The sequence below is a fragment of the Terriglobus sp. TAA 43 genome (genome assembly GCF_000800015.1).
Lineage (GTDB): Bacteria > Acidobacteriota > Terriglobia > Terriglobales > Acidobacteriaceae > Terriglobus.
Genome location: NZ_JUGR01000001.1, coordinates 2,163,828 through 2,185,608, shown reverse-complemented (window position 1 = coordinate 2,185,608; position 21,781 = coordinate 2,163,828). Strand labels below are relative to the sequence as shown.

The window sequence follows — 21,781 nt, the reverse complement described above, 5'->3', positions numbered from 1 at the left end:
AACCAATGCATCGGGACACGATATGTAGTGCCGCAGTGGTTGGACCATTGGTTCGATTATCGAAGTCGATGAAAGAAAGTCGTTTCGGCATAATGCGACGTACAGTTCAAGCGGTTTCTACGCTGCTATAGTTTTAGGTGGAATCACACTTAGACTCCACCTCGGCCGAAAGGTCGCAGGAACGGATTAAACAGGGCAAACCCGTGGTGGGTTTCCCTGGGTGTTTTGCAGGTTTCAATCTTTTCGAAGGGTAGTCCCCCGCCTAACCTTCGGGATGGACAAGAGAGAGCAGGAAGCACTCACATGGCGCAAGTTTTTGACCGCAGTTCGAACGCTCTGGCCCGTGCAGCCCTCGTGCTGACGGGACTGATCGTGGTCGCACTGGGCGTGGCACTGAACCAGTTGCAGCGCTCCCCGTGGGTTACCCGGCAAGGCCAGCGGGCTGACCAGCCGGTGCCGTTTTCGCATCGCCACCACGTACAGGGCGTTGGTCTCCAGTGCCAGTACTGTCATACGTCGGTGGAGAAGTCGATGTATGCCGGCATCCCCCCGACCAAGACCTGCATGAACTGCCATGCGGAGATCTGGACGAACGCGACGATGCTGGAGCCGGTTCGCAAGAGCTGGGCAACGGGCGAATCGATTCCGTGGGTCCGCGTGCATGATCTGCCGGACTACGTGTACTTCAATCACGAAATCCATGTGAACAAGGGCATCGGCTGCGCAAGCTGCCACGGCCGCGTGGATGAAATGCCCATCATGTATGCCGAGAACTCGCTGCAGATGGAGTGGTGCTTGAACTGCCATCGCGATCCGGTGAAGAACCTTCGCCCGACGAGCGAGATCTACAACATGGCCTGGGCTGGCGCTTCCGGCGACAAGCCGGTCTGGTGCGCCGATACCGGCAAGCTGGCTCCCACGTCGCAGGCTGTTACCTGCACGACAAAGGATCCGGGCGAGGGTAATCCGCAGCTTGCATTCCTGCAGAAGGGTGCTTCGGATGGCCAGGATACGAGCGGCGGCGTGAGGCTGCAGCCACATGCTCTGAACGGCGCTGGCGCAACGATGTCGGATGTACCTCCGATGGCGATCCTGCCGTCCAGCTATCACAAGTTCACGTCGCAGCGCGAGCTGGGAACGTACCTGGCGGATAAGTACCGCATCCGCACACCGAATGAGCTGCAGAGCTGCGAGGTGTGCCACCGATGAGCAACCCGAACGGAAATGGTATGGCTGAGAACAACGCAACCGGCGCAACCGTGATCACTTCGATCGCTCCGGCCAAGATGACGCTGGCGGAGGTTCGCGCCAAGCTTGACGGCAAGCGTGGCAAGCGCTTCTGGCAGAGCATGGATGAGCTGGCCGAAGCGCCGGGCTTCACCGAGATGCTGCACGAAGAGTTTCCGCAGCAGGCTTCGGAGCTGACGGACGGCATCAGCCGCCGCGGCTTCATGAAGGTGATGGGCGCGTCGCTGGCACTGGCTGCAACCACGGGTTGCACCAAGCAGCCGGACGAGCCGATCTTCCCGTATGTGAAGGCTCCTGAGGACCTGGTTCTCGGCAAGCCCAACTATTTTGCAACTGCCTACCCCTTCGCGACGGGCGCTCTGCCGGTCCTGGTGAAGAGTGAGGCATACCGTCCGATCAAGGTCGACGGTAACCCGGAGCATCCGGTATCGAAGGGCCGCAGCGATCTGTTCGCGCAGGCTTCGCTGCTGGATCTGTATGATCCGGACCGTTCCGCGCATGTTGTGAAGCATGTTGGCGGCATGTCGCTGAACTCGGATTTCGGTGCGTTCTCCGATGCATTCCGTTCGGCTGTGCTGATGAGCGGTGGTCAGGGTATCTATGTCCTGTCTGAGCCGATCGTTTCGCCGTCGTTGGCGGCGCAGTGGAAGCAGCTTGCTGCAAAGTATCCGAGCGCGAAGCTGGTTCAGTGGTCGGCGGTCAACAATGATTCGGCACGCATTGCTTCGAAGGCTGCACTGGGCGACTACTACGACGCGCAGTACAAGTTGGAGAATGCAGACGTCATTCTCTCGCTGGATGCTGACTTCCTGTCCTCGTCGGCGTACCCGGGCTTCCTGCCGCTGTCGGCTGCGTATGCAGAGCGTCATCGTTACGAGTCGGGCAAGGTAATGAACCGCCTGTACACGGTTGAGAGCATGCCGACCGTGACCGGCGCGAAGGCAGAGCATCGTTTGGGCCTGAAGCCGAGCGATGTTGCGAAGTTTGCATCGGCGCTGGCGAATGGTGGATCGTTCGCAGGCGACGAGTACTCGCAGAAGTTCTTTGCTGCAGTTCTGGCCGACCTGAAGAAGGCTGGCAGCCGTGCGGTGGTGATCGCGGGCGAACAGAGCCACCCGGCTGTTCAGGCTGCGGCGCACGCTCTGAATGCTCAGCTTGGCGCGGTGGGTTCCACCGTGGTCTACACCGAAACGGTGCAGGCACTGCCGTCGGTGGGCGCGGATGATCTGAAGGCGATGGTTGCCGCGATGAACTCCGGTCAGGCGCGCGTGGTGGTGATCCTCGGCGTGAACCCGATCTACAGTGCTCCGGCTGATCTTAAGTTCGGCGATGCAGTTTCGAAGGTGCCGTTTGTTGCGCACCTTGGTCAGCACCTGGATGAGACCGGTCAGCGCGCTCACTGGCACGTGAATGCTGCTCATTATCTGGAGAGCTGGTCGGATGCGCGTGCATACGACGGTACGATCTCGATCGTGCAGCCGATGATTGATCCGCTGTATGGCGGCAAGACATCGCACGATGTTCTGCAGGCTGTTCTGGACAATCCGCAGAAGACGTCGTACCAGGTGGTTCAGGAGAACTTCAAGACCTACGCAAAGAGCGGCGACGCTACCGCGTGGCAGAAGGCCCTGCACGACGGTTGGGTTGAGGGAACAGCGTTCGAGCCGAAGTCGGGTGTTTCCGGCAAGGCTGTTTCGCTGGATATCTCTGGCTTGGCTGCAGCGGCTGGCGCTTACGAAATCGCGTTCAAGGCTGATCCTTCGGTTTACGACGGACGCTTCGCCAACAACGGCTGGCTGCAGGAAGTTCCGAAGCAGGTCACGCGTATGGCGTGGGATAACGCCGCGCTGATGTCCATGAACACCATGGACGCCCTGAAGGTAGAAGAGCGCGATCTGGTTGAGTTGAACATCAACGGCCAGAAGGTGAACTTCCCCGTACTGATGATTCCGGGACACCCGGATGGCGTGATCACGGTCCACCTTGGTGGTGGTCGCTGGTTTGGTCGCGTGGGTCAGTATGTGGGTTCCGATGCGAACAAGCTGCGTTCGATCAATGCGCAGTGGTCGCAGGCTGGCCTGCAGGCGAAGAAGACCGACGGCGTGTATGACCTCTGCGTGACCCAGGTGCATGATCTGGATCACCGTGGCAAGCTCGCCCAGAGCGATCTTCTGCACCCGACTGATTCGAAGGCTGCAATCTCTGAGCCAGGCCATGAAGCGATGGAGCGCGGTGTGATCCGCACGGCCACGCTGGCGGAAGCACAGAAGAATCCGGGCTACGCGCACGAAGGCAACCTGCTCTACGAGACGCCGCCGAAGGAAGAGTCGTTCTTCCCGGATGACTGGAAGTACGACAAGACCGACAAGTCCAGCGGCAAGATGCAGAATGCCTGGGGCATGTCGATCGATCTGAACTCCTGCATTGGCTGCAACGCCTGCGTGGTGAGCTGCTACGCCGAGAACAACAACCCAGTTGTTGGTCGCGAGCAGGTGAAGATCGGCCGCAAGATGGACTGGATCCGCATCGACACCTACTTCGAGGGCGATCTGCATGCTCCGAAGGCGCACTTCCAGCCGATGCTGTGCCAGCACTGCGAAAACGCCGGTTGCGAACAGGTTTGCCCGGTAGGCGCTACGGTGCACTCGCCGGAAGGCCTGAACACCATGGTCTACAACCGTTGCGTGGGTACGCGCTACTGCTCGAACAACTGCCCATACAAGGTTCGTCGCTTCAACTTCCTCCTGTACTCGGACTTCGATACGGAGAGCCTCAAGTTCATGCGTAACCCCGATGTCAGCGTTCGTTCGCGCGGCGTGATGGAGAAGTGCACCTACTGCGTGCAGCGTATCCAGGCCGTGAAGATCGAAGCCGACAAGGAAGGTCGCGCAATCCAGGACGGCGAAATCGTTACGGCATGCCAGCAGGCCTGCCCGACGGACGCGATCGTCTTCGGCAACATTAACGACAAGAGCAGCCGGGTTGCGAAGCGCAAGGCTGAGGAGCGGGACTACCAAGTTCTGGCCGACCTCAACTACCGGCCGCGCACCAGCTACACCGCTGGCGTGTCTAACCCGAATCCTGAGCTGGAGATGGCGTAATGGCGACCAAACCTCTTCACGATCCATACCGCCAGCCGGTGAACGACCCGATGATCGACCCGGTAACGGGCGAATACGTGGTCCTCGCTCCGGGACATAACTTCACCAGCGTCACCCGCAAGATTGCGAACGTGGTGCTCACCTCGCACACGCCCCTTGGCTGGTTCTTCGGCCTGATTGTGGCGGGAGGTATCGCCTCGGTTGGCCTGATCGCGATCACGTGGCTGGTGCTGAAGGGCACCGGCATCTGGGGTGTAACGATCCCGGGCGCGTGGGGCTTCGCTATCGTCAACTTCGTTTGGTGGATCGGTATCGGCCACGCCGGAACACTGATCTCGGCCATTCTGCTGCTGTTCAAGCAGAGCTGGCGTAACTCGATCAACCGTTTCGCGGAAGCCATGACGATCTTCGCCGTGGTCTGCGCCGGATTGTTCCCGGTACTCCACGTCGGACGTCCGTGGCTTGGTTATTGGCTGCTGCCGTTGCCGAACACGATGAACATCTGGCCGCAGTTCCGTTCGCCACTGTGCTGGGACGTGTTCGCTGTGTCCACGTACGCGACGATCTCGGTGGTGTTCTGGTACGTCGGCATGATTCCTGACTTCGGAACGCTCCGCGACAAGGCGCAGATGCCCTTCGCGAAGTGGTTCTACGGTCTGCTGTCGCTCGGCTGGCGCGGTTCAACCCGCCACTGGATGCGTTATGAAACGGCATCGCTTTTGCTGGCCGGTCTTTCAACGCCTCTCGTGCTCTCGGTACACACCGTCATCAGCTTTGACTTCGCGGTCGCTGCTCTGCCGGGCTGGCACACCACGATCTTCCCGCCGTACTTCGTTGCGGGCGCCGTGTACTCCGGCTTCGCCATGGTATTGACCCTGGCCATTCCGATCCGCAAGTTCTACCACATGGAAGACCTGGTGACCCTGCGTCACCTGGACAACATGGGTAAGGTCATGCTGGCAACCGGTCTGATCGTTGCGTATGGCTACGGCATGGAGGTCTTCATGGCCTGGTTCTCTGCCAGCCACTGGGAATTCTTCATGATGTGGAACCGTATGTTCGGACCCATCGGCTGGGGCTACTGGCTGCTGATCATCTTCAACATTGCGATTCCGCTGTTGACCCTGTGGTGGCGCAGGCTCCGGACGAACGTTGGGTTCCTGTTCTTCCTGTCGATCGTGGTCAACATTGGTATGTGGTTCGAGCGTTTCGTGATCGTTATCACCTCGCTCTACCGTGACTTCCTGCCTTCCAGCTGGGGCACGTACCGCGCTACCAAGTGGGACTACCTGCTGTACCTGGGCACGTTCGGTATCTTCACCTTCCTGTTCCTGCTGTTCGTCCGGTTCATTCCGATGATCCCGATGAATGAAATCAAGATGATGCTGCCGCAGACCAAGTTCTCAGGTGGTCTGGACGCAGAAGAGACGATTGAGGAGACTGCCTGATGCCGGTCGAAGAGGGAGTCTACGGCCTCCTGGCCGAGTTCAATACGCCGCAGGCGATGGTGAAAGCCACTGTTGCCGCACGCGCCGCGGGCTACCGCCGCATGGAATGCTACTCACCCTACCCGGTGGAAGAAGCAGCCACCGCGTTGGATGTGCACCGCAACCGTGTTCCGCTGCTGACGCTGATGGGCGGCGTGATGGGTCTGACGACAGCGTTCCTGATGCAGACGTGGATGTCCGCGCTCTCGTATCCGATTAACATCGCGGGTCGTCCGCTGTTCTCGTGGCCGGCGTTCATTATCCCGGCGTACGAATGGACGATTTTGTTCGCGGGTCTCTCCGCGGCGTTCGGCATGCTGGGACTGAATGGTCTGCCGCAGCCGTACCACCCGCTGTTCAACGCGCCCAACTTCCGTGTTGGCGCGACGGATGACAAGTTCTTCCTGTGCCTGGAGGCGACGGATCCCAAGTTTGAGCTTGGCGAAACGCGCGAGTTCCTGGAGCAGTTCCGCGCGGTAAGCGTGGTGGAGGTAGATCTGTAATGCAGGCAATCGGCAACAGGGAACAGGGAAACATGTCCCGCCGCCTTCTGGCTGCGTCGGTGGCCTGTCTGAGCATGCTGGGTCTTGCCGGCTGCCGTCAGGATATGCACGACCAGCCGAAGTTCTTCCCGCAACGCGGAACGTCGTTCTATGCTGACGGCCGTTCGGTGCGTCCGCAGGTGCAGGGCACCGTGGCACGTGGCCAGGAAGACGAAGGCTCTTACTACCGCACTGGCCTGATCAGCGGCGCAGAAGGCGATGGCCTTCCGGTGCCGTTGACGGCAGAACTGATTGAGCGTGGCCAGGAGCGGTACAACATCTACTGCACATCCTGCCACTCGCGTACCGGCAATGGTCGCGGCATGGTTGTGATGCGTGGGTTCTTCCCCGCAGGCAATCTGCACACGGAGCGCCTGCGTTCGGCTCCGCTGGGCCACTTCTTCAACGTGATCTCGAACGGTTACGGCGCGATGCCGGATTACCAGGCACAGGTCACCGTGGAAGACCGCTGGGCGATTGCAGCTTACATCCGCGCTCTGCAGCTCTCGCAGCACGCTACGACGGCGGATGCGGGCGGCGCAAAGATTGAGAAGATGGAAGATGTGGAGAAGGCCGAAGGCCTGTCTGCGAACTTCGTAAAGGAATGGGACCTGCCGGCAACGGCTGGCCAGATCCAGAAGTCGCAGGTGATGGCCGCTCCGCTTCCGCAGCCCATGCCGCAGCCCGCTGTCGATGCAGCGAAGCCCGCGCAGGTATCTGAAGCAAACCCTAAGTCGGCTCCCCTGGCATCTGCCCTGCCAGTTGGAGCCAAGCCGACCGCGGCAACCGCTGCGGCAGCCAAGACGGAAGCCAGTGCTTCGGTTCCGTCGGCCGCTGCTCCGCATGCCGCCGCGGGCGATGTAGCGAATGGGCAGAAGCTATATATGGCGAACTGCAGCGTGTGCCACCAGCCGACACGCCAGGGTATGCCGCCAATGATTCCGTCGCTTGTGGGCATTGTGGCCCGCGTAGGAGCGGCACATATTCACGCGCAGGTGGCCAACGGGTCACCCACATCGAAACCGCCGATGCCGGCGTTTCCACAACTTTCCAACGAGAACGTGAACGACATCGTCGCGTTTCTGGCAGCAAGCAAGTAATCGAGTTCCCTGAAGGATAAGGCCGCAACGAATGGCACACGGACACGAACATTACGCACTGGAAGGAGCCGGCGATCCCGGCGCAGCTCATAGCGCGCTGCACGCCGATCACGGGCCGCGAGTGCTTCCAGCCGACCTGAGCGCACCCCCAGCGGTTGCCGCGTGGAAGACACGCAGCCTCATCGTTGCAGTGGTGGGCCTGGTGCTCTCCGGAATTCTTGGCGTCCTCGACTTTAACCACGTCGCCCGCGCCTACCTGCAGGCATGGATGCTGGTCTTCGGCCTGTGCGGCGGCGGACTGTGCGTTCTGATGCTGCAGTATATTTCCGGCGGTAAGTGGGGCCTGGTCCTGCGTCGTCCTCTGGAAGCCATGGCGGCTACGTGGTGGGTTGTGGCTGCACTCTGCATCCCCTTCTTCGTGTTTGGCAAGCGCCTGTGGCTGTGGGCTGCTTATCCGACGCATGAAAAGGTCGAAGAGGCTCTGCGTAATCATCTGCTGACCGAAAGCCAGGCGCATTCGCTGGATTGGAAGCGCATCATGCTTTCGCCCGCAAGCGTGACTGTTCAGATTGCTATCGTTCTGGGATTCATCGCGGTCTGTACGACGTTGCTGAACCGCTGGTCGCTGCAGCGTGATGCTGATCCTGAGCGTGGTACACAGGCGTCGTACGAGTACTGGCGTATCAAGTCGGAGAACCTGTCGGGTATCGGCATCCTGCTCTACTCGGGATTGCTGACCCTGGTTGCCATCGACTTTGTGATGGCTCTGGACATCACGTGGTACTCCACGATGTACGGTCTGATCTTCCTGGTGGGGCAGGGCTATGCGGTGCTGGCGCTGGGTGTGAATACGACCATCCGCCTGAGCCTGTACGAGCCGCTGAAGACCATCCTTCGCAAGACCGAGCAGTACGATCTGGGCAAGTTCATGCTGGCCTTCGTCATGCTGAACATCTACCTGAGCTTCGCGCAGTTCCTGATCATCTGGTCTGCGAACTCGCCGGAAGAGATTCCGTGGTACCTAAACCGCATTGGCGGTGGATGGTGGGTGTTCACTTCGCTGGACTTCATCTTCCACTGGGTTGTGCCGTTCTGCTGCCTGCTGAGCCGCAGCTTCAAGTACGACAACCGCAAGATGCTTGGCCTGACCATGTGGATGGTGTTTGCTCGCTGCTTTGATCTGTTCTGGCTGATTGAGCCGAACTTCCCGGATGCTGCGCGCAACTTCCACCTGAGCGCCGGACTCTTCGCATACGTTACTGTGCCGGTCGCCATCGGCGGCATCTGGCTCTACTTCTACTTCACGAACCTCGCCTCGCGGCCGCTGCTTGTCCTGAATGACCCGCACACCGCGGAGGTCCTGGAGCCCGAACATGCCCACTGAGTTCAACGAGCGCGATCACATCGAGAGCGTCAAGGGACCCTCGACCTCTCACGACGAACACGGTCTTCCGAAGCCGGAGCCGCATCCCTCGCCGAAGTTTGACCCGGAACATCCGGGATACGAAGTCACGGACGTTAACACCAACGGTGTCGCAGTGTTCATCGGCGGCCTGGTTGGATTCCTGATCATCTTCTTCGGCCTGTGCTACGTGATGGGTAAGGCCATCAACTATGGCCTGCTGAAGCAGGATATTCAGGATGCGTCGAAGTCGCCTTATGCGGGCGGTAGTCCTCAAGCGGTGCAGCATCGCGGCGCCAGCCTGGCGACGAATCCGGAGCAGGAGCAGGCAGATGCAGCACGCATCGCGCAGAGCTTCCCCTCGCCCCGTATTCCGGTGGACGACGATGATCAGGAAACCGCGGATATGCATGCCCGCGAGGACCTGCTGCTGGAGCACTACACCTACGCCGATCCGTCGGAGGGCCCGGAAGGGACCATCCACATTCCGGTGGAACAGGCGATGGCTCTGGTTGTGAAGCGTGGTCTTCCGACGGCAGCTTCCCCGGCAACCTCCGTGCAGACGAAGATGGCGGGCGACAAGCAGTTCCAGGCCGTTGCGCCGCTGACGAACGGATTTGCGCGCACCGGCTATGAGCTGGAGCAGATTGAAAGCCGCGAGCAGAAGATGGCCGTGGAAAAAGAAGCACAGGAAGCCAAGAAGTAAGTCGTAGTTGATGGAGATGGGAATGAAGCTGCAGAAGACAATCCGGAGAAAGCGCATGGGCGGCCTGTTGGCTATGCTGGCGTTGATGTTCGGCCTGTTGCCTGCGGCTGTTTCCGCCCAGGTATCCAGCATTGGGGATAAGACGACCGGAGAGAATTCCGGCAGCGAGCTTCCCTCTGTGTTGAAAGGTGCGGTCATTGATCAGCATCTGAATACGACTCTGCCGTCCGTTCCTTTTGTGGACGAGACGGGAAAGCCGGTCAATACGACCGACTACTTCAGCAATGGCAAGCCTGCGGTTCTGGCGCTGGTTTACTTCAAGTGCCCGATGCTGTGCTCCGAAGAGCTGGATGGTCTGGTTCAGGGCCTGGCGATGGTTCATCTTGATCCGGCCAAGGACTTCAATGTCCTGGTGGTCAGCATCGACCCGACCGATACGCCGACCGATGCTCTGAAGGAAAAGAAGCTGTACACCAAGCGGTATGCGCGTCCCGGTACCGAGGGTGGATGGCACTTCCTGACTGGCCAGCAGGCTTCGATCGATGCTGTGACCAAGGCTGTGGGCTTTGGCTATGTGAAGATTCCCAGCCCGGACGGCAAGACTACGCAGTTTGCGCACGCCAGCGCGATCCAGATTCTGACGCCCGAGGCGAAGATTGCGCAGTACTACCTCGGCGTTGAGTATGCCCCGAAGGATCTTCTTCTGGGACTTGTGGAGGCGTCGGATCACAAGATCGGATCGCCGGTCGCCAACATTTTGACGTATTGCTATCACTACGATCCGCACCGCAACAAACACAGTCTGATCGTCGCCCGCGTTGTCCAGCTTGGCGGCATGATCACCGTGGCGGGGCTGGGCGGATTTATGTTTTTGATGTTTCGCCGCGACCTGAAACTTGGCCGTGAGCAAGCTTTGACCCGCAAGGACGACCGGACGTAACGACCGGCGCACCAGCGCATTGAACTTTGCGGACAAGAGACCGCAGGACCCGAACGAGAGAACGGACAGGAAGAGATAAAGGCCAACGATGCAGATCAGTCCAGTGCTTTGGCAGTTCCTAACCAAATGGCTCACCAGCTCGGCGCTTTGGCCCGACCAGGCCTCCACAATTGCGCCCTGGGCGGACGCGCTTTACATCTTCCTTTGGCTGATGACAGTGGTGGGCGTGATCCTGGTGGGCGCGCTTGTGCTATTTTTCGCCATCCGCTACCGCAAGGAGCGTCATCCCGAGGCAGTGCAGATTGAAGGCTCAACGCTGCTGGAAGCCACGTGGACGATCATTCCACTGGGTATCTTCCTGTTTGTGTTTGTGTGGGGCGCATGGCTGTACTTCCGCATCTACAACCCGCCAGCAGATGCAATGCAGGTGTACGTTGTGGGCAAGCAGTGGATGTGGAAGGCTGAGCATCCCGGCGGCCAGCACGAGATTAATGCGCTGCACGTTCCCACGGGACGTCCGGTGCAGTTGACCATGATTTCGCAGGACGTGTTCCACTCGTACTCGATCCCGGCCTTCCGCGTGAAGCGTGAAGTGATCCCCGGTCGTTACACCACGGTCTGGTTCAACGCGACGAAGCCGGGAACGTATCACCTGTTCTGCACGCAGTACTGCGGCACGTTGCACTCGGGCATGATCGGTGAGATCACCGTGATGGATCCGGCGGATTACCAGAAGTGGACCGAGGAATCGACGAGCGGCATGAGCCTTGCGCAGAATGGCGAACGCCTCTTTGCATCGCTTGGCTGCATCTCCTGCCACTCGGGCAATGCGACGGCCTCTGGACCGAGTCTGGCCGGTGTTTACGGGTCTAAAATTAAGATGGACGACGGTACGGAGCAGGTGGCCACGGACGGCTTCCTCCGCGACGTGATCCTGAATCCTTCGCAGCACGTTCCCTACGGTTACAAGCCGATCATGCCGACATACCAGGGGCAGATCAGCGAAGAAGGCCTGATTGACCTGGTGGAATACATCAAGGGCTTGAAGACCAACTATCGTGTGCAGCAGACGCTGGACACGTCAAAGTCCGATGACGCGGCGCCCATCACACCCGTGGCTTCGCAGAAGGTGACGCAATGAGTACCATCGTCTCGCTCCCTGATCAGAGCACGGCAACGCTGCCGAAGAAGAACTACATCAACGCCGAGCACGGCCTGCTGAGCTGGCTGCTGACTGCGGATCACAAGCGGATCGCGCTGCTGTACATGTTCAGCATCACGTTCTTCTTCTTCATCGGCGGTTTCTTCGCGGGCATGGTTCGCCTGGAACTGCTGACACCGGCTGGCGACCTGATGGCTGCCGACACCTACAACAAGATGTTCACGATGCACGGCATTGTGATGATCTTCCTGTTCCTGGTGCCGTCGGTCCCGGCAACGCTGGGTAACTTCTTCCTGCCGATCATGATCGGTGCGAAGGATCTCGCGTTCCCGAAGATCAACCTGCTGAGCTGGTACCTGTACATGGCCGCCGGTATCTTCGTGATCACGACGCTGGTGCTGGGTGGTGTGGACACGGGCTGGACGTTTACGACGCCGCTCTCCACGCATTACCTGAACACGCACGTTGCGACGACTGCGACCGGTATCTTCATCGCGGGCTTCTCGTCGATCTTCACCGGTCTGAACTTCATCGTGACCGTGCATCGTATGCGTGCACCGGGTATGACGTGGTTCCGTCTGCCGCTGTTCGTGTGGTCGAACTACGCAGCTTCGGTGCTGATGGTTCTGGGCACCCCGGTTCTGGCAATCGCGATTGTCCTGGTGGCTCTGGAGCGCACGATTGGTATCGGCGTGTTCGATCCGACCAAGGGTGGCGATCCGCTGCTGTTCCAGCATTTGTTCTGGTTCTACTCGCACCCTGCCGTGTACATCATGATTCTGCCCGGCTTTGGTGTGATCTCGGAAGTGGTCTCGACCTTCACCCGTAAGCGCGTCTTCGGCTACACGGCTGTGGCGTTCTCCTCGGTGGCGATTGCGGTGTTCGGCTTCTTCGTATGGGCCCACCACATGTTCATCATGGGTGTGTCGAACTACTCCGCGCTGGTCTTCTCACTGTTGACCATGCTCGTGGCGGTTCCTTCGGCCATCAAGATTTTCAACTGGGCGTTCACCATGCAGAAGGGCTCCATCACGTTTGAGACCCCCATGCTGTATGTGTTCGGCTTCATCGGCTTGTTCACCATCGGCGGTCTGACGGGCGTGTTCCTCGGCTCGCTGGGTATGGACGTGATGCTGACGGAAACCTACTTCGTTGTGGCCCACTTCCACTTCGTGATGGTGGGCGGCATGCTGATGGCGTTCCTCGCGGGCATTCACTTCTGGTGGCCCAAGATGACCGGCCGCATGTATCCGGAAGGCGTTTCGAAGTTCGCTGCTGTGGTGACGTTCATCGGATTCATCCTGACGTTCTTCCCGCAGTTTGTGGTTGGCTACCTTGGCATGCCGCGCCGCTACGCAGCGTATCCCGCTGAGTACCAGGTGCTGAATGTGCTGTCGACCGCAGGCGCTACGGTTCTGGGTGTTGGTTACATGTTGCCGCTGTTCTACCTGGCCTGGTCGCTGAAGTATGGCGCCATTGCAGGTGCGAACCCCTGGCAGGCAACCGGCCTGGAGTGGCAGATTCAGTCGCCGCCGCTGACGGAAAACTTCATCGAAACTCCGATCGTGACGCAGGAAGCTTACGACTACGAGTGGCTGGCGAAGAAGCAGGAACGCGAACTGCAGCACGTTGGCTAACGGCATTTGATTTATCGGGCTGCAGCGTAAAACCTCAGCCCGGGCAACACAAGATTTACGCAGTACGAGAGGGTATTCGATGTCGATCGCTTCGACCATTACGCATCCGCCGGAGCCGGAGATCCATCCGTCGCACGACGTGCATGAGCACCCGTTCTATCAGAAGCACCACTTCGAGACGGCGGAACAGCAGCGTGAAGCCGCCAGCTTCGGCATGTGGTTGTTCCTGCTGACGGAAATCATGTTCTTCGGCGGCCTATTCTTCGCGTACCTGCTGTATCGCAACTGGTACTACGAGGCATTCGTCTCTGCTTCGAACTCTCTGAATATGCCGCTGGGTTTGGTCAACACGATCGTGCTGATCTCGTCTTCGTTCACCATGGCGATGGCGGTGCATTCCTCAGAGATTCGTGACCTGAAGAAGTTGAAGCTGTTCCTGTGGGTCACCATCCTGCTGGGATTTGTCTTCCTTGGCATTAAGACCGTCGAGTACCACGACAAGTTCGTGGAGCACCACGTCCCTGGCGCCTCGTTCGATATCAAGGACTTCGTGAACCCACCCAAGGGCAGCCTGGAAAAGCCGCTTACCGTGGACATGGCGAACAAGACGCAGATTTACTTCTCGCTGTACTTCGCTATGACAGGCGTTCACGCCCTGCACATGATCATCGGTATCGCCATCCTGTTCGTTCTGGTTTGGAAGGCGCGCACCGGTATCTACACCTCAGGGTATGTACAGCCGATTGAGAACTTCGGATTGTATTGGCACTTTGTCGATATTGTCTGGATCTTCCTGTTCCCGTTCCTCTACCTGATTAACAGGCACTGAGTTCGGCCAAGTAATGAATCAAGGGCAGACGGTATGTCTGCCCGGTAACACCGAAGAGATCGCAGTAAAAGGAAGCGCATGAGCGACCACCAGGCAACATCGCAGAACCTGACGCCCGTCGACGCACAGCATCACAATCTGGATGTGCACGATCCGGCGAATGTTACAAACCCGGAGCACGTTGCTCATCACATTGTGAGCCCGGCGGTTTACGGCATGATCTTTGGCGTGCTGATGGTTGGCACGCTGCTGACCGTGGGCGCGTCCATGGTGAACCTTGGACCGTTCAACGCACCTATCGCCATCGGCATCGCTGTGACGAAGGCCGTATTCGTGGTGTTGTTCTTCATGCACGTGAAGTACAGCTCGCGACTGGTGAAGCTGACGGTTGCGGCCGGATTCTTCACCTTCCTGATCCTGGTGTTCATGAGCCTGCTGGACTATGTCTCGCGCGCATGGGGTCAGTGGTAAGGTTCAACCGATTTAGTTAAAAACAAGACACATGGCTCGCCATGTGTCTTTTGTTTTTGGTCAGTGCTGTTTCTGTCGTTGTGGCGGCAACGGGATAGTGGTTCGGCGCGCTCATTCTGTGGCTGGTTATATCGTTTCGCGCGACTTGTTTCCGTCGGCCTTCAAATCGAGCATCCAGGTCTGACCTACGAGGTCCTTGCCAAACATGTGGTGGCTGTTCTCTTCGGTCAAGGTGAATCCGGCAGCCTGATAGATCTTTCGTGCGGACACGAGGACGTCATTTGTCCAGAGAGTCAGCTTGCTGTATCCCAAGTCCCGCGCACGCTGAATGCATTGCTTGACCAGGCGGGAGCCGATACCCAGCCCGCGGGCAGATGGCTCCACGTACAGAAGTCGCAGCTTCGCGATTTGTGCGTCCTGGCTCTTTATGAGGAAGACAGAGCCCGCAACTTCTCCTTCAAGCTCGGCTACCCAGGCGTCTTCGCGGCTCGTATCGAAGTGGGCAACGAAGTCACCTAAGATCTGCGTTACGAGCCCCTCGTACGTCCAATCCCACCCATACTCCTGCTCATAGAGGACTGCTTGTCGATGGGCGATCCATCCCAGATCACCCACCCTGAGCGCTCGAAGTTGCACATCCTGCGGTGACAGCGTTTTTGCGGTCAGCATGTTTTGAATCTCCCGCATGTCCTTTGCAAGGCGTCGGCGATTAGCAGGAGAGAGTGGCTCGAGGAGCGAGGCAATCTGAGACTCGGTGCCATCATTCAGTCTCTGAAATGCCTTTCGGCCAGCGGAGGTCAGTGATAGAAGTTTGTGCTTGCCGTGCTCCGGGCTGATTCGATGTTTCAGCAGGCCTGCTTCTTGAAATCGCGCGACGATTCGGCTGACATGAGCCTTGTCCATCCCGAGGCTGCGAATGATGTCTGCAGCGGTCTGTTCCTGGCATTGGGCCAGCTCATACAGCACCCTGGCTTCCGCCAGGCTGAAATCGCTTGCCGGGAGATGTTCGGCTAGCAGTCCGATCTCTCGCGTGTAGAAGCGGTTGAATGTTCTGACTTGTTCGATGAGGCTCATAGGTACGGTCTTTCTGCAGTGTTGTCATAGACAACATAGCCTATGTAAAACCTCTGCGCAACGGGCATGTTTTGAGGTGTTCGAAATTCTCAGATCAGATTCCTGTTGCTTTCCAAAAGGAAGGTGTGGCACTCTTCTGTTGGTTACCTACAGGTTGGTGCGATGGGGCAGAAGACGGATGTGAAGCAGGGCACGTTGGCCCTGATGGTGTTGAAGACGCTGGATGTGCTGGGGCCTTTGCACGGCTATGGCATTGCGCGGCGGATTGAACAGATCAGTGGGGATATGTTGTCAGTGAACCAGGGGACGCTCTATCCGCTGCTGCTGAAGCTGGAGAACGAGGGTTCGATTGATTCGGACTGGGGCGCGTCGGAGAACAATCGCCGGGCTCGCTACTATCGGCTGACCAAAGTTGGAAGCCGTCAATTGCAGAGCGAGGTGCTGGAGTGGCAGCAGACGACGGAGATCATGGCACGGTTTCTCGCGGCGAGAGCAGAGGAGCTGGGATGAGAGCGCTGCGACGGCTGTGGTTGCGAGCGTGGAATTTTGCGACTCGTCGCAGTGGCGATCAGCGGCTGCGCGAAGAGATGGAGCAGCACATTGCGTTGGAGACCGCTGCCAACATTCATGCGGGAATGACAGCCGCCGAAGCGCATCGCGCAGCAAGGATCAAGTTCGGCTCGGTCGAAGCGGTCCGCGAAAGCTATCACTCAGAGGAAGGGTTGCGCGTTATGGAAACGATTCTGCAGAACTGCGTGTTTGCTCTGCGCATGATGCGAAAGTCGCCGGGCTTCACGGCACTTGCTGCGATCACGCTGGCGCTGGGAATTGGCGCTACTTCCGCCGTTTTCAGCTTGATTCAGGGCGTGTTGTTGACGCCTCCTCCTTACCAAAAGCCGAGCCAGTTAGTGTTGGTTTCCGCTGTGCGCACCGACGGGCACAAGATGGACAGCGAGCGAGGCTGGGCGGCGCAGCAATGGATGGACTGGAACAAGAATGCAATGACGTTGCAGGGCGCTGCGGGGTATAGCTGGAACTTCAATTTCCTGATTCGTAACGACGGCAGCCAGTCGATGCAGGGAATGAATATCAGCAAGGAATACATCCGGCTGATGGGATTGAAGCCAATTACTGGACGGCTTTTTGATGACGCGGAGTATGGGCCTTTTCAAGGCTCGGTTAAGTCAGTTGTTTTGGGATATGAGTTCTGGCAGCGTGAGTTGGGTGGTGATCCAGCGATTGTTGGTAAGACCATACGCGTTAGTCGGTGGAACGCGGCGACGACTGTCATTGGAGTCATGGAACCGGGTGTGCGGTTTCTACCTTCGCCGGGCGCCTCGAAGGAACCGAACTACGATGTCAACGCGACGGTTGACCTATGGGTTCCGATCGAGCCGGCACTTAAGGATTTGAAGGCGCCAGATTGGAATGTGGTCGCGCGATTACGCGACGGTGTGACCGTGCAGAAGGCGCAACAGGAATTGGCTGTATTGACGGCACAGCAGGCGAGTTCCGAGAAAAAGTTTGAAGGATTCACGCCGAAGTTGCAGACCGTGACGGCGGAGATGAATCAGGATGGGCAGAAGATTCTGTATCCGTTGCTTGGTGCGTCGGCGCTTGTGTTGTTGATTGCCTGCGGAAACGTGTCGGCGTTGTTGCTGGTGCGTGGTCTGCAACGGCAGCAGGAATATGCGATTCGCATTGCGATGGGCATGGGGCGCGGCGCGCTGTTGCGACTGATCATGACGGAGAGTTTATTGTTAGCTCTCATCGGTGGTGCGCTTGGCGTGGGGATTGCGTTTGGTGCGGTGACGATGTTCAAGCTGATTGCGATTCACGCTGTGCCTCGGCTGGATGCGGTGACGGCGCGCACAGCAGTGCTGGGTTGGGGATTTGCTGCAGCGGTGGTTGCGGCGTTCATTGCTGGAATGATTCCTGCTCTGCGCGTGTTGCGGCTGGACCCGATGGAAGTGTTGAAGGACGGCGGATCGAAGGGAACGGCTGGAGTTGGAGAGCGTCGCTTGTTGCGCGCGGTGGTGGTGCTGCAAACGTCGTTGACGCTTGCGCTTCTTGTGGGAGCAGGTCTGTTGATACGAACGATGGCGAAGATTGCATCGGCCCCTTCGGGCTATGACACCAGCAGGATTCTGACCATGAGTGTGACCGAGGTGCAGAATCAGGCGTCGTGGAATGACTTTCATCATCGCGCGCTGGAACGCGTTGCGGCGCTGCCCGGTGTGCAATACGCGGCCTTTGCGTGGGGTGTGCCGTTGACCGGGAATAACTGGCCCGGAACGGTGGAGATTGAAGGACAGCCTCCTGCAGTGAAAGAGAGTGACAAGACAGCTCTACCGCTGCGTTCGGTTACGCCTGACTACTTCAAACTGATGGGGCTTGCGTTGTTGAACGGTCGCGGGTTCCGTTCGACTGATGATGGGAAGGCACCGCAGGTGGCAGTGGTGAACAAGACATTTGCAGATCGCTTCTTTCCTGGCCAGACAGTGATTGGAAGAAAGATCTGGCAGAGTGGTCGCGACAAGCCTGGCATCGAGATCGTTGGAGAGATTGCGGATGGCCGCACGGATGATTTAACGCAGCAGGCATCGCCGGAGGTGTACCTGTCATTCTGGCAGGCAGGGCCTTATTCGAAACATCTTGTGATTCGAACTGCAGCTGATCCGCAGGCGATTGTTGCGGGAGTGGAGCGCGAGGTGCGCAGTGTGGATCCTTCTGCGGCGATTGAAAACGTGAAGACGCTGGAGCAGATTCGTGATGACTCTCTTGCTTCGCGTACTTTCGTGATGCGTCTGCTGGTTGGGTTTTCGGTGATTGGAAGTGTGCTGACCCTTGTTGGGATTTACGGCGTGCTTTCGCTGTCCGTGGTTTCGCGGCGTCGAGAACTGGCGATTCGTTGTGCGGTGGGTGCGCAACAGAGTGATCTTCGCCGACTCATCTTTAACGAAGGACTACAGGTGATTGGCGGTGGTGTGTTCTTTGGCGTGATTCTGGCGCTGATCTCGTCGCAGGTGCTGAGTGCGTTTCTTTATGAGGTGCGACCGACCGATCCTGCCACGCTGTTGGTTACAGGTCTGCTGTTTCTAGGAGTGGGGTTGCTGGCGTGTTGGGTTCCGGCGTGGCGCGCGGAGAAGGTGCATCCCATCGAAGCCCTACGGTATAGCTGAGTGGAGTCCTGAGTAGTTAGGTCTGTTACCTAACTACTCAAAGACTTCTCGGTTTAGACTTCGCGGGCCATGACGGCATCGTGGTGAGTGGTGCTGCCTACGGTGAAGAAGCGTTCGCCGATCTGCGTGAAGCCTGCTCTCTCGTAGAAGCGGATGGCGGCATGGTTCTTACCGTAGACACCGAGGATAAGGCGTTTGCGGCCGAGTTTGCGTGTGTATTCGATGGCGCGATCCATCAGCACTTTGCCAATGCCGAGACCCTGGAAGCGATGCAGCAGGTAGATGCGGCGCAGTTCGTAGTCGCTGGGAAGTGTTTCGATAGGGAAGTCTGGTTCGCAGCAAATGATGTAACCCACGGGCACATTGCCTGGAGGAACTTCTGCAACAGCGACGCGGCCGGTGGGCATGGCCATGTATTTCCCGTACATCTCTGGCGAGTGGTTCTTATGAAAATGCGCGAGGATGTCCGGTGCGTCCAGGACATCGGCGAAGGCCTCGAGAAAGCTGGCACCACCCACCAGCGACAGCATCTGTTCATCGCCCGGGCCGCACTGGCGCAGGCGGAATTGGGTCTCAATCATTGAGTAAGGATACCGTTCCCGCTCTATTGTTTCTTCTTTGGATCGTCCGTTGCGCTCTCGGTTGTTGGAGAGGTTGTGGATGCGCCGAGTGCTTTGCCGACTGCATGCAGTGAACGTGACAGAGCGTGGCCGGTTGCATGTGTGGCCGTGCCGAGAGCGTTACCGGTGTGGTTTCCTGCAATGGCGATGGCTGTGTCTGTGGAGCGCGCTCCTGTAAGCGCGCCGTCGATGGCCGCGTTGCCGCCCAGGATGGCGCCCTGTGCGGGGCGCTTCTCAGGATTGGCCCACGCTACATCGGTTGTGGGGAGGCGCAACAGGCGCTCGAGTCTTGCGTCGGTGAAGTCGCTTCGGCTTACCTTGTCCATCAGCGGCCATTGCGTTGAGGTCATCCAGACGGCACCGCCCATGACTGCGCCCGGTTCGCCGAGATTCACTACGGGAAGGCGCGGGGCCTCGTAGCTGTTGCGGCAGACATCGCCGCCGCAGCCGTGATTGCAGAGCTCCGCGTTCAGGAACGATGCGTGTTTGCCGTCGGAGACCCAGATCATAGCGCCGTCGTGTTCCGCGTGCAGCGTGGAGGCGCGGGTTACCTGGCTCGCGTCGCAGACGGTGTCTTCGTGTGCTGCGGCGTACCAGTATTTTGCTTTCCAGTTTTGCGGATCGTCATGCTGCTTGCCGTCGGGTAACAAGAGGGCCGCTACGTGTTCTGTGTCGAGCCAATGTCCGAGGCGTCCGCAGTCTCTGCGCCACAGATGGTAGAAGTGCAGTTCGATGGCGTTCTGGCCGCGTACGCGTCGTGGGGTGGCCTGGCCGTAGAGCGTGCCGTTGTCGGCTTCCGGAGTTGGAGTTGCAACACCGGACGTGAACTGTGCGGGTAGTGCCGAACAGTCGTTGGTGCTGACCATGAGTGTCGGCGCAAATTGCTGAAGAAGCGCTGTTTCCAATGCGTCGGACAAGCCATCGTGATCGCTGTCGACGGCTTGTGCGTGCGACGACAGGGATGCTGCCAGCAAAGCGCAGGCCAGGAGAAGAGATCGCAAGATGAGGCCTCGTTCGGGGGAATCGTGGCAGGGCACTTTGAAGTGCCGATGGACTCCTTGATGATAGCCCTCACCCATAAGTGGTACATCGCGCGCGATGGCGTGTTATGACGCATGCCACCGAGGATTGTTGCAGGCTGCTTTTGGTGAATGGTGATGACGTGGATTTGGCGCGATTCTCATCTTGTCAGAGAGGGCCGCCCTCTCGGGAAGTGAGAAACCGTTATGCATGATTTGATTGTTGCCTTCGCGTTTATCGCCATGATGATGATTCCGTGTGCTGTCGCTAGCTTTGCCGGTAAGGCAGAGGCGTAATCGCGGAAAAGATTTTGCTTTCATCGTTTTATTTCTGACCGCCTCAAACACGCGGTTCCATCGAGATAAAGCTAGTTCCTTCTCCCAGGAAATAAGGCCCGGCGAAGTTTGCCGGGCCTCTGTCATGTGTAGAGAGAATAGACAGATCTCAGTTCTCTGATGGCTTTTCGGCGTGGTCGATCACCAGGACGTCGACGGGCATTTTTTCGTAGACGAGCTTCAAACCTAATTGCTGTTGCAGCGACGTGATGAGCGATGAAGCGGCGTTGTCACCCGCTTCCCATTCCAACGTGATGTCGTAAAAGCCGGTCAGGCCGGTCTTGTCGATGACGAGATTGCCGCGGAATGGGCGTTGTTGTGCGATGCGGTAGGCAAGCGCCGACATGGGGATGCCGGTACCAATCATCTTCGCAGTGCCCTGCGTGCCGTTTTGATTGATGCCCTGCATGGAATTCTGTGGTTGGCCTGTTGTTGCCTGCAGCCTGGGGCCACCGTTGGCGACGGTAAGCGCGTATTCCTTCATGGGGCGCGTCTCATGATGCACGGTGAGGTGGAAGCGATCTGCGAGAAGCTGCTGCAGCAGGGGGCCGAATTCCGCGTTGGAAACGGGTTGGCCGTCGCCTGTATCAGCCTGAAGGTCAAAGCGTGCGGTGGATAGCCAGTTGGGGCCGCCGATGATTTGGAAGTCTAAGACGCCATAGGCCTGCTGAATCATGATGCGCAACGAAAGGTTGGTCGCGGCGATTTTGGTGCCGTTGATATTGACGCCGTTGTCGTGCTCCGAACCGCTGCGGTTTTCGCGTACGGCGGAGATTTCAAAATGTCGCGCAGGTTGTTGTGCGAGCGACGTTGAAAGCGGAAGGAATGTCGCAAGTGCAAGCGTGAGTTGATGCCACACACGAACGGACATAGGTCACTCCTCTTTCTGTAGATACGATTTCGCAGTGCCGATGGGCACATCAAA

General features: G+C 58.4%; 18 protein-coding genes. 14 read left to right on the top strand and 4 right to left on the bottom strand.

From position 1 onward, the window contains the following. The first annotated feature begins 303 nt into the window (after positions 1-303). The 12 genes from M504_RS09300 to M504_RS09245 all read left to right on the top strand — a co-directional run bounded on the left by M504_RS09300 (position 304) and on the right by M504_RS09245 (position 14,625). Positions 304-1,209 (top strand): cytochrome c3 family protein, encoded by a 906-nt coding sequence (locus M504_RS09300; protein ID WP_047490475.1) that lies wholly within the window; start codon positions 304-306, stop codon positions 1,207-1,209. Between the two features lie 20 nt (positions 1,210-1,229). Continuing rightward, complete coding sequence (locus M504_RS09295; RefSeq protein ID WP_232296223.1) at positions 1,230-4,349, top strand: TAT-variant-translocated molybdopterin oxidoreductase; 3,120 nt, start codon at positions 1,230-1,232, stop codon at positions 4,347-4,349. Next, positions 4,349-5,797 carry an NrfD/PsrC family molybdoenzyme membrane anchor subunit gene (gene nrfD, locus M504_RS09290; protein ID WP_047490469.1) on the top strand — a complete coding sequence of 483 codons (1,449 nt, stop codon included), beginning with the start codon at positions 4,349-4,351 and terminating at the stop codon, positions 5,795-5,797. The genes M504_RS09295 and nrfD overlap by 1 nt, the downstream gene beginning before the upstream one ends. After that, positions 5,797-6,339: a DUF3341 domain-containing protein gene (locus M504_RS09285; protein WP_047490466.1), complete on the top strand. Its 543-nt coding sequence runs from the start codon at positions 5,797-5,799 to the stop codon at positions 6,337-6,339. Before nrfD ends, M504_RS09285 begins: the two co-directional genes overlap by 1 nt. A 32-nt stretch (positions 6,340-6,371) precedes the next feature. After that, positions 6,372-7,478, top strand: coding sequence for a c-type cytochrome (locus tag M504_RS21780; protein WP_156993652.1), 1,107 nt, complete (start codon positions 6,372-6,374; stop codon positions 7,476-7,478). A gap of 31 nt (positions 7,479-7,509) precedes the next feature. Continuing rightward, on the top strand, positions 7,510-8,862 hold the full coding sequence (locus tag M504_RS09275) for a hypothetical protein (RefSeq protein ID WP_047490463.1): 1,353 nt from the start codon (positions 7,510-7,512) through the stop codon (positions 8,860-8,862). After that, a complete protein-coding gene (locus M504_RS09270; protein ID WP_047490460.1) occupies positions 8,852-9,586 on the top strand; it encodes a hypothetical protein in 735 nt (244 codons plus the stop codon). The genes M504_RS09275 and M504_RS09270 overlap by 11 nt, the downstream gene beginning before the upstream one ends. Positions 9,587-9,608: 22 nt before the next feature. Next, positions 9,609-10,526 (top strand): SCO family protein, encoded by a 918-nt coding sequence (locus M504_RS09265; RefSeq protein WP_047494233.1) that lies wholly within the window; start codon positions 9,609-9,611, stop codon positions 10,524-10,526. Positions 10,527-10,614: 88 nt separating this feature from the next. Beyond that, complete coding sequence (gene coxB / locus M504_RS09260; RefSeq protein ID WP_047490457.1) at positions 10,615-11,667, top strand: cytochrome c oxidase subunit II; 1,053 nt, start codon at positions 10,615-10,617, stop codon at positions 11,665-11,667. Continuing rightward, on the top strand, positions 11,664-13,325 hold the full coding sequence (locus M504_RS09255) for a cbb3-type cytochrome c oxidase subunit I (RefSeq protein ID WP_047490453.1): 1,662 nt from the start codon (positions 11,664-11,666) through the stop codon (positions 13,323-13,325). Before coxB ends, M504_RS09255 begins: the two co-directional genes overlap by 4 nt. 79 nt (positions 13,326-13,404) lie before the next feature. Beyond that, complete coding sequence (locus tag M504_RS09250) at positions 13,405-14,154, top strand: cytochrome c oxidase subunit 3 family protein (RefSeq protein ID WP_052200569.1); 750 nt, start codon at positions 13,405-13,407, stop codon at positions 14,152-14,154. A gap of 78 nt (positions 14,155-14,232) precedes the next feature. After that, positions 14,233-14,625, top strand: coding sequence for a cytochrome C oxidase subunit IV family protein (locus tag M504_RS09245; RefSeq protein ID WP_084214239.1), 393 nt, complete (start codon positions 14,233-14,235; stop codon positions 14,623-14,625). Between the two features lie 126 nt (positions 14,626-14,751). Here M504_RS09245 and M504_RS09240 read toward each other — a convergent pair whose 3' ends face one another. Beyond that, positions 14,752-15,699, bottom strand: a complete 948-nt coding sequence (locus M504_RS09240; protein WP_047490450.1) for a helix-turn-helix domain-containing GNAT family N-acetyltransferase — start codon at positions 15,697-15,699, stop codon at positions 14,752-14,754. A 162-nt stretch (positions 15,700-15,861) separates the two neighbouring features. On the opposite strand from M504_RS09240, the gene M504_RS09235 reads away from it, so the two are divergent. Continuing rightward, positions 15,862-16,209 (top strand): PadR family transcriptional regulator, encoded by a 348-nt coding sequence (locus tag M504_RS09235; protein WP_047494226.1) that lies wholly within the window; start codon positions 15,862-15,864, stop codon positions 16,207-16,209. Then, positions 16,206-18,881 (top strand): ABC transporter permease, encoded by a 2,676-nt coding sequence (locus M504_RS09230; RefSeq protein ID WP_232296222.1) that lies wholly within the window; start codon positions 16,206-16,208, stop codon positions 18,879-18,881. The genes M504_RS09235 and M504_RS09230 overlap by 4 nt, the downstream gene beginning before the upstream one ends. 53 nt (positions 18,882-18,934) lie before the next feature. On the opposite strand, the gene M504_RS09225 is transcribed toward M504_RS09230, so the two are convergent. The 3 genes from M504_RS09225 to M504_RS21255 all read right to left on the bottom strand — a co-directional run bounded on the left by M504_RS09225 (position 18,935) and on the right by M504_RS21255 (position 21,727). Then, entirely contained in the window at positions 18,935-19,462 is a 528-nt protein-coding gene (locus M504_RS09225) for an N-acetyltransferase (RefSeq protein ID WP_047490447.1), read from the bottom strand. A 23-nt stretch (positions 19,463-19,485) separates the two neighbouring features. Continuing rightward, complete coding sequence (locus M504_RS09220) at positions 19,486-20,502, bottom strand: hypothetical protein (protein ID WP_084214406.1); 1,017 nt, start codon at positions 20,500-20,502, stop codon at positions 19,486-19,488. Positions 20,503-20,965: 463 nt separating this feature from the next. Next, on the bottom strand, positions 20,966-21,727 hold the full coding sequence (locus tag M504_RS21255) for a TIGR03435 family protein (RefSeq protein ID WP_052200567.1): 762 nt from the start codon (positions 21,725-21,727) through the stop codon (positions 20,966-20,968). Positions 21,728-21,781: the final 54 nt, after the last annotated feature.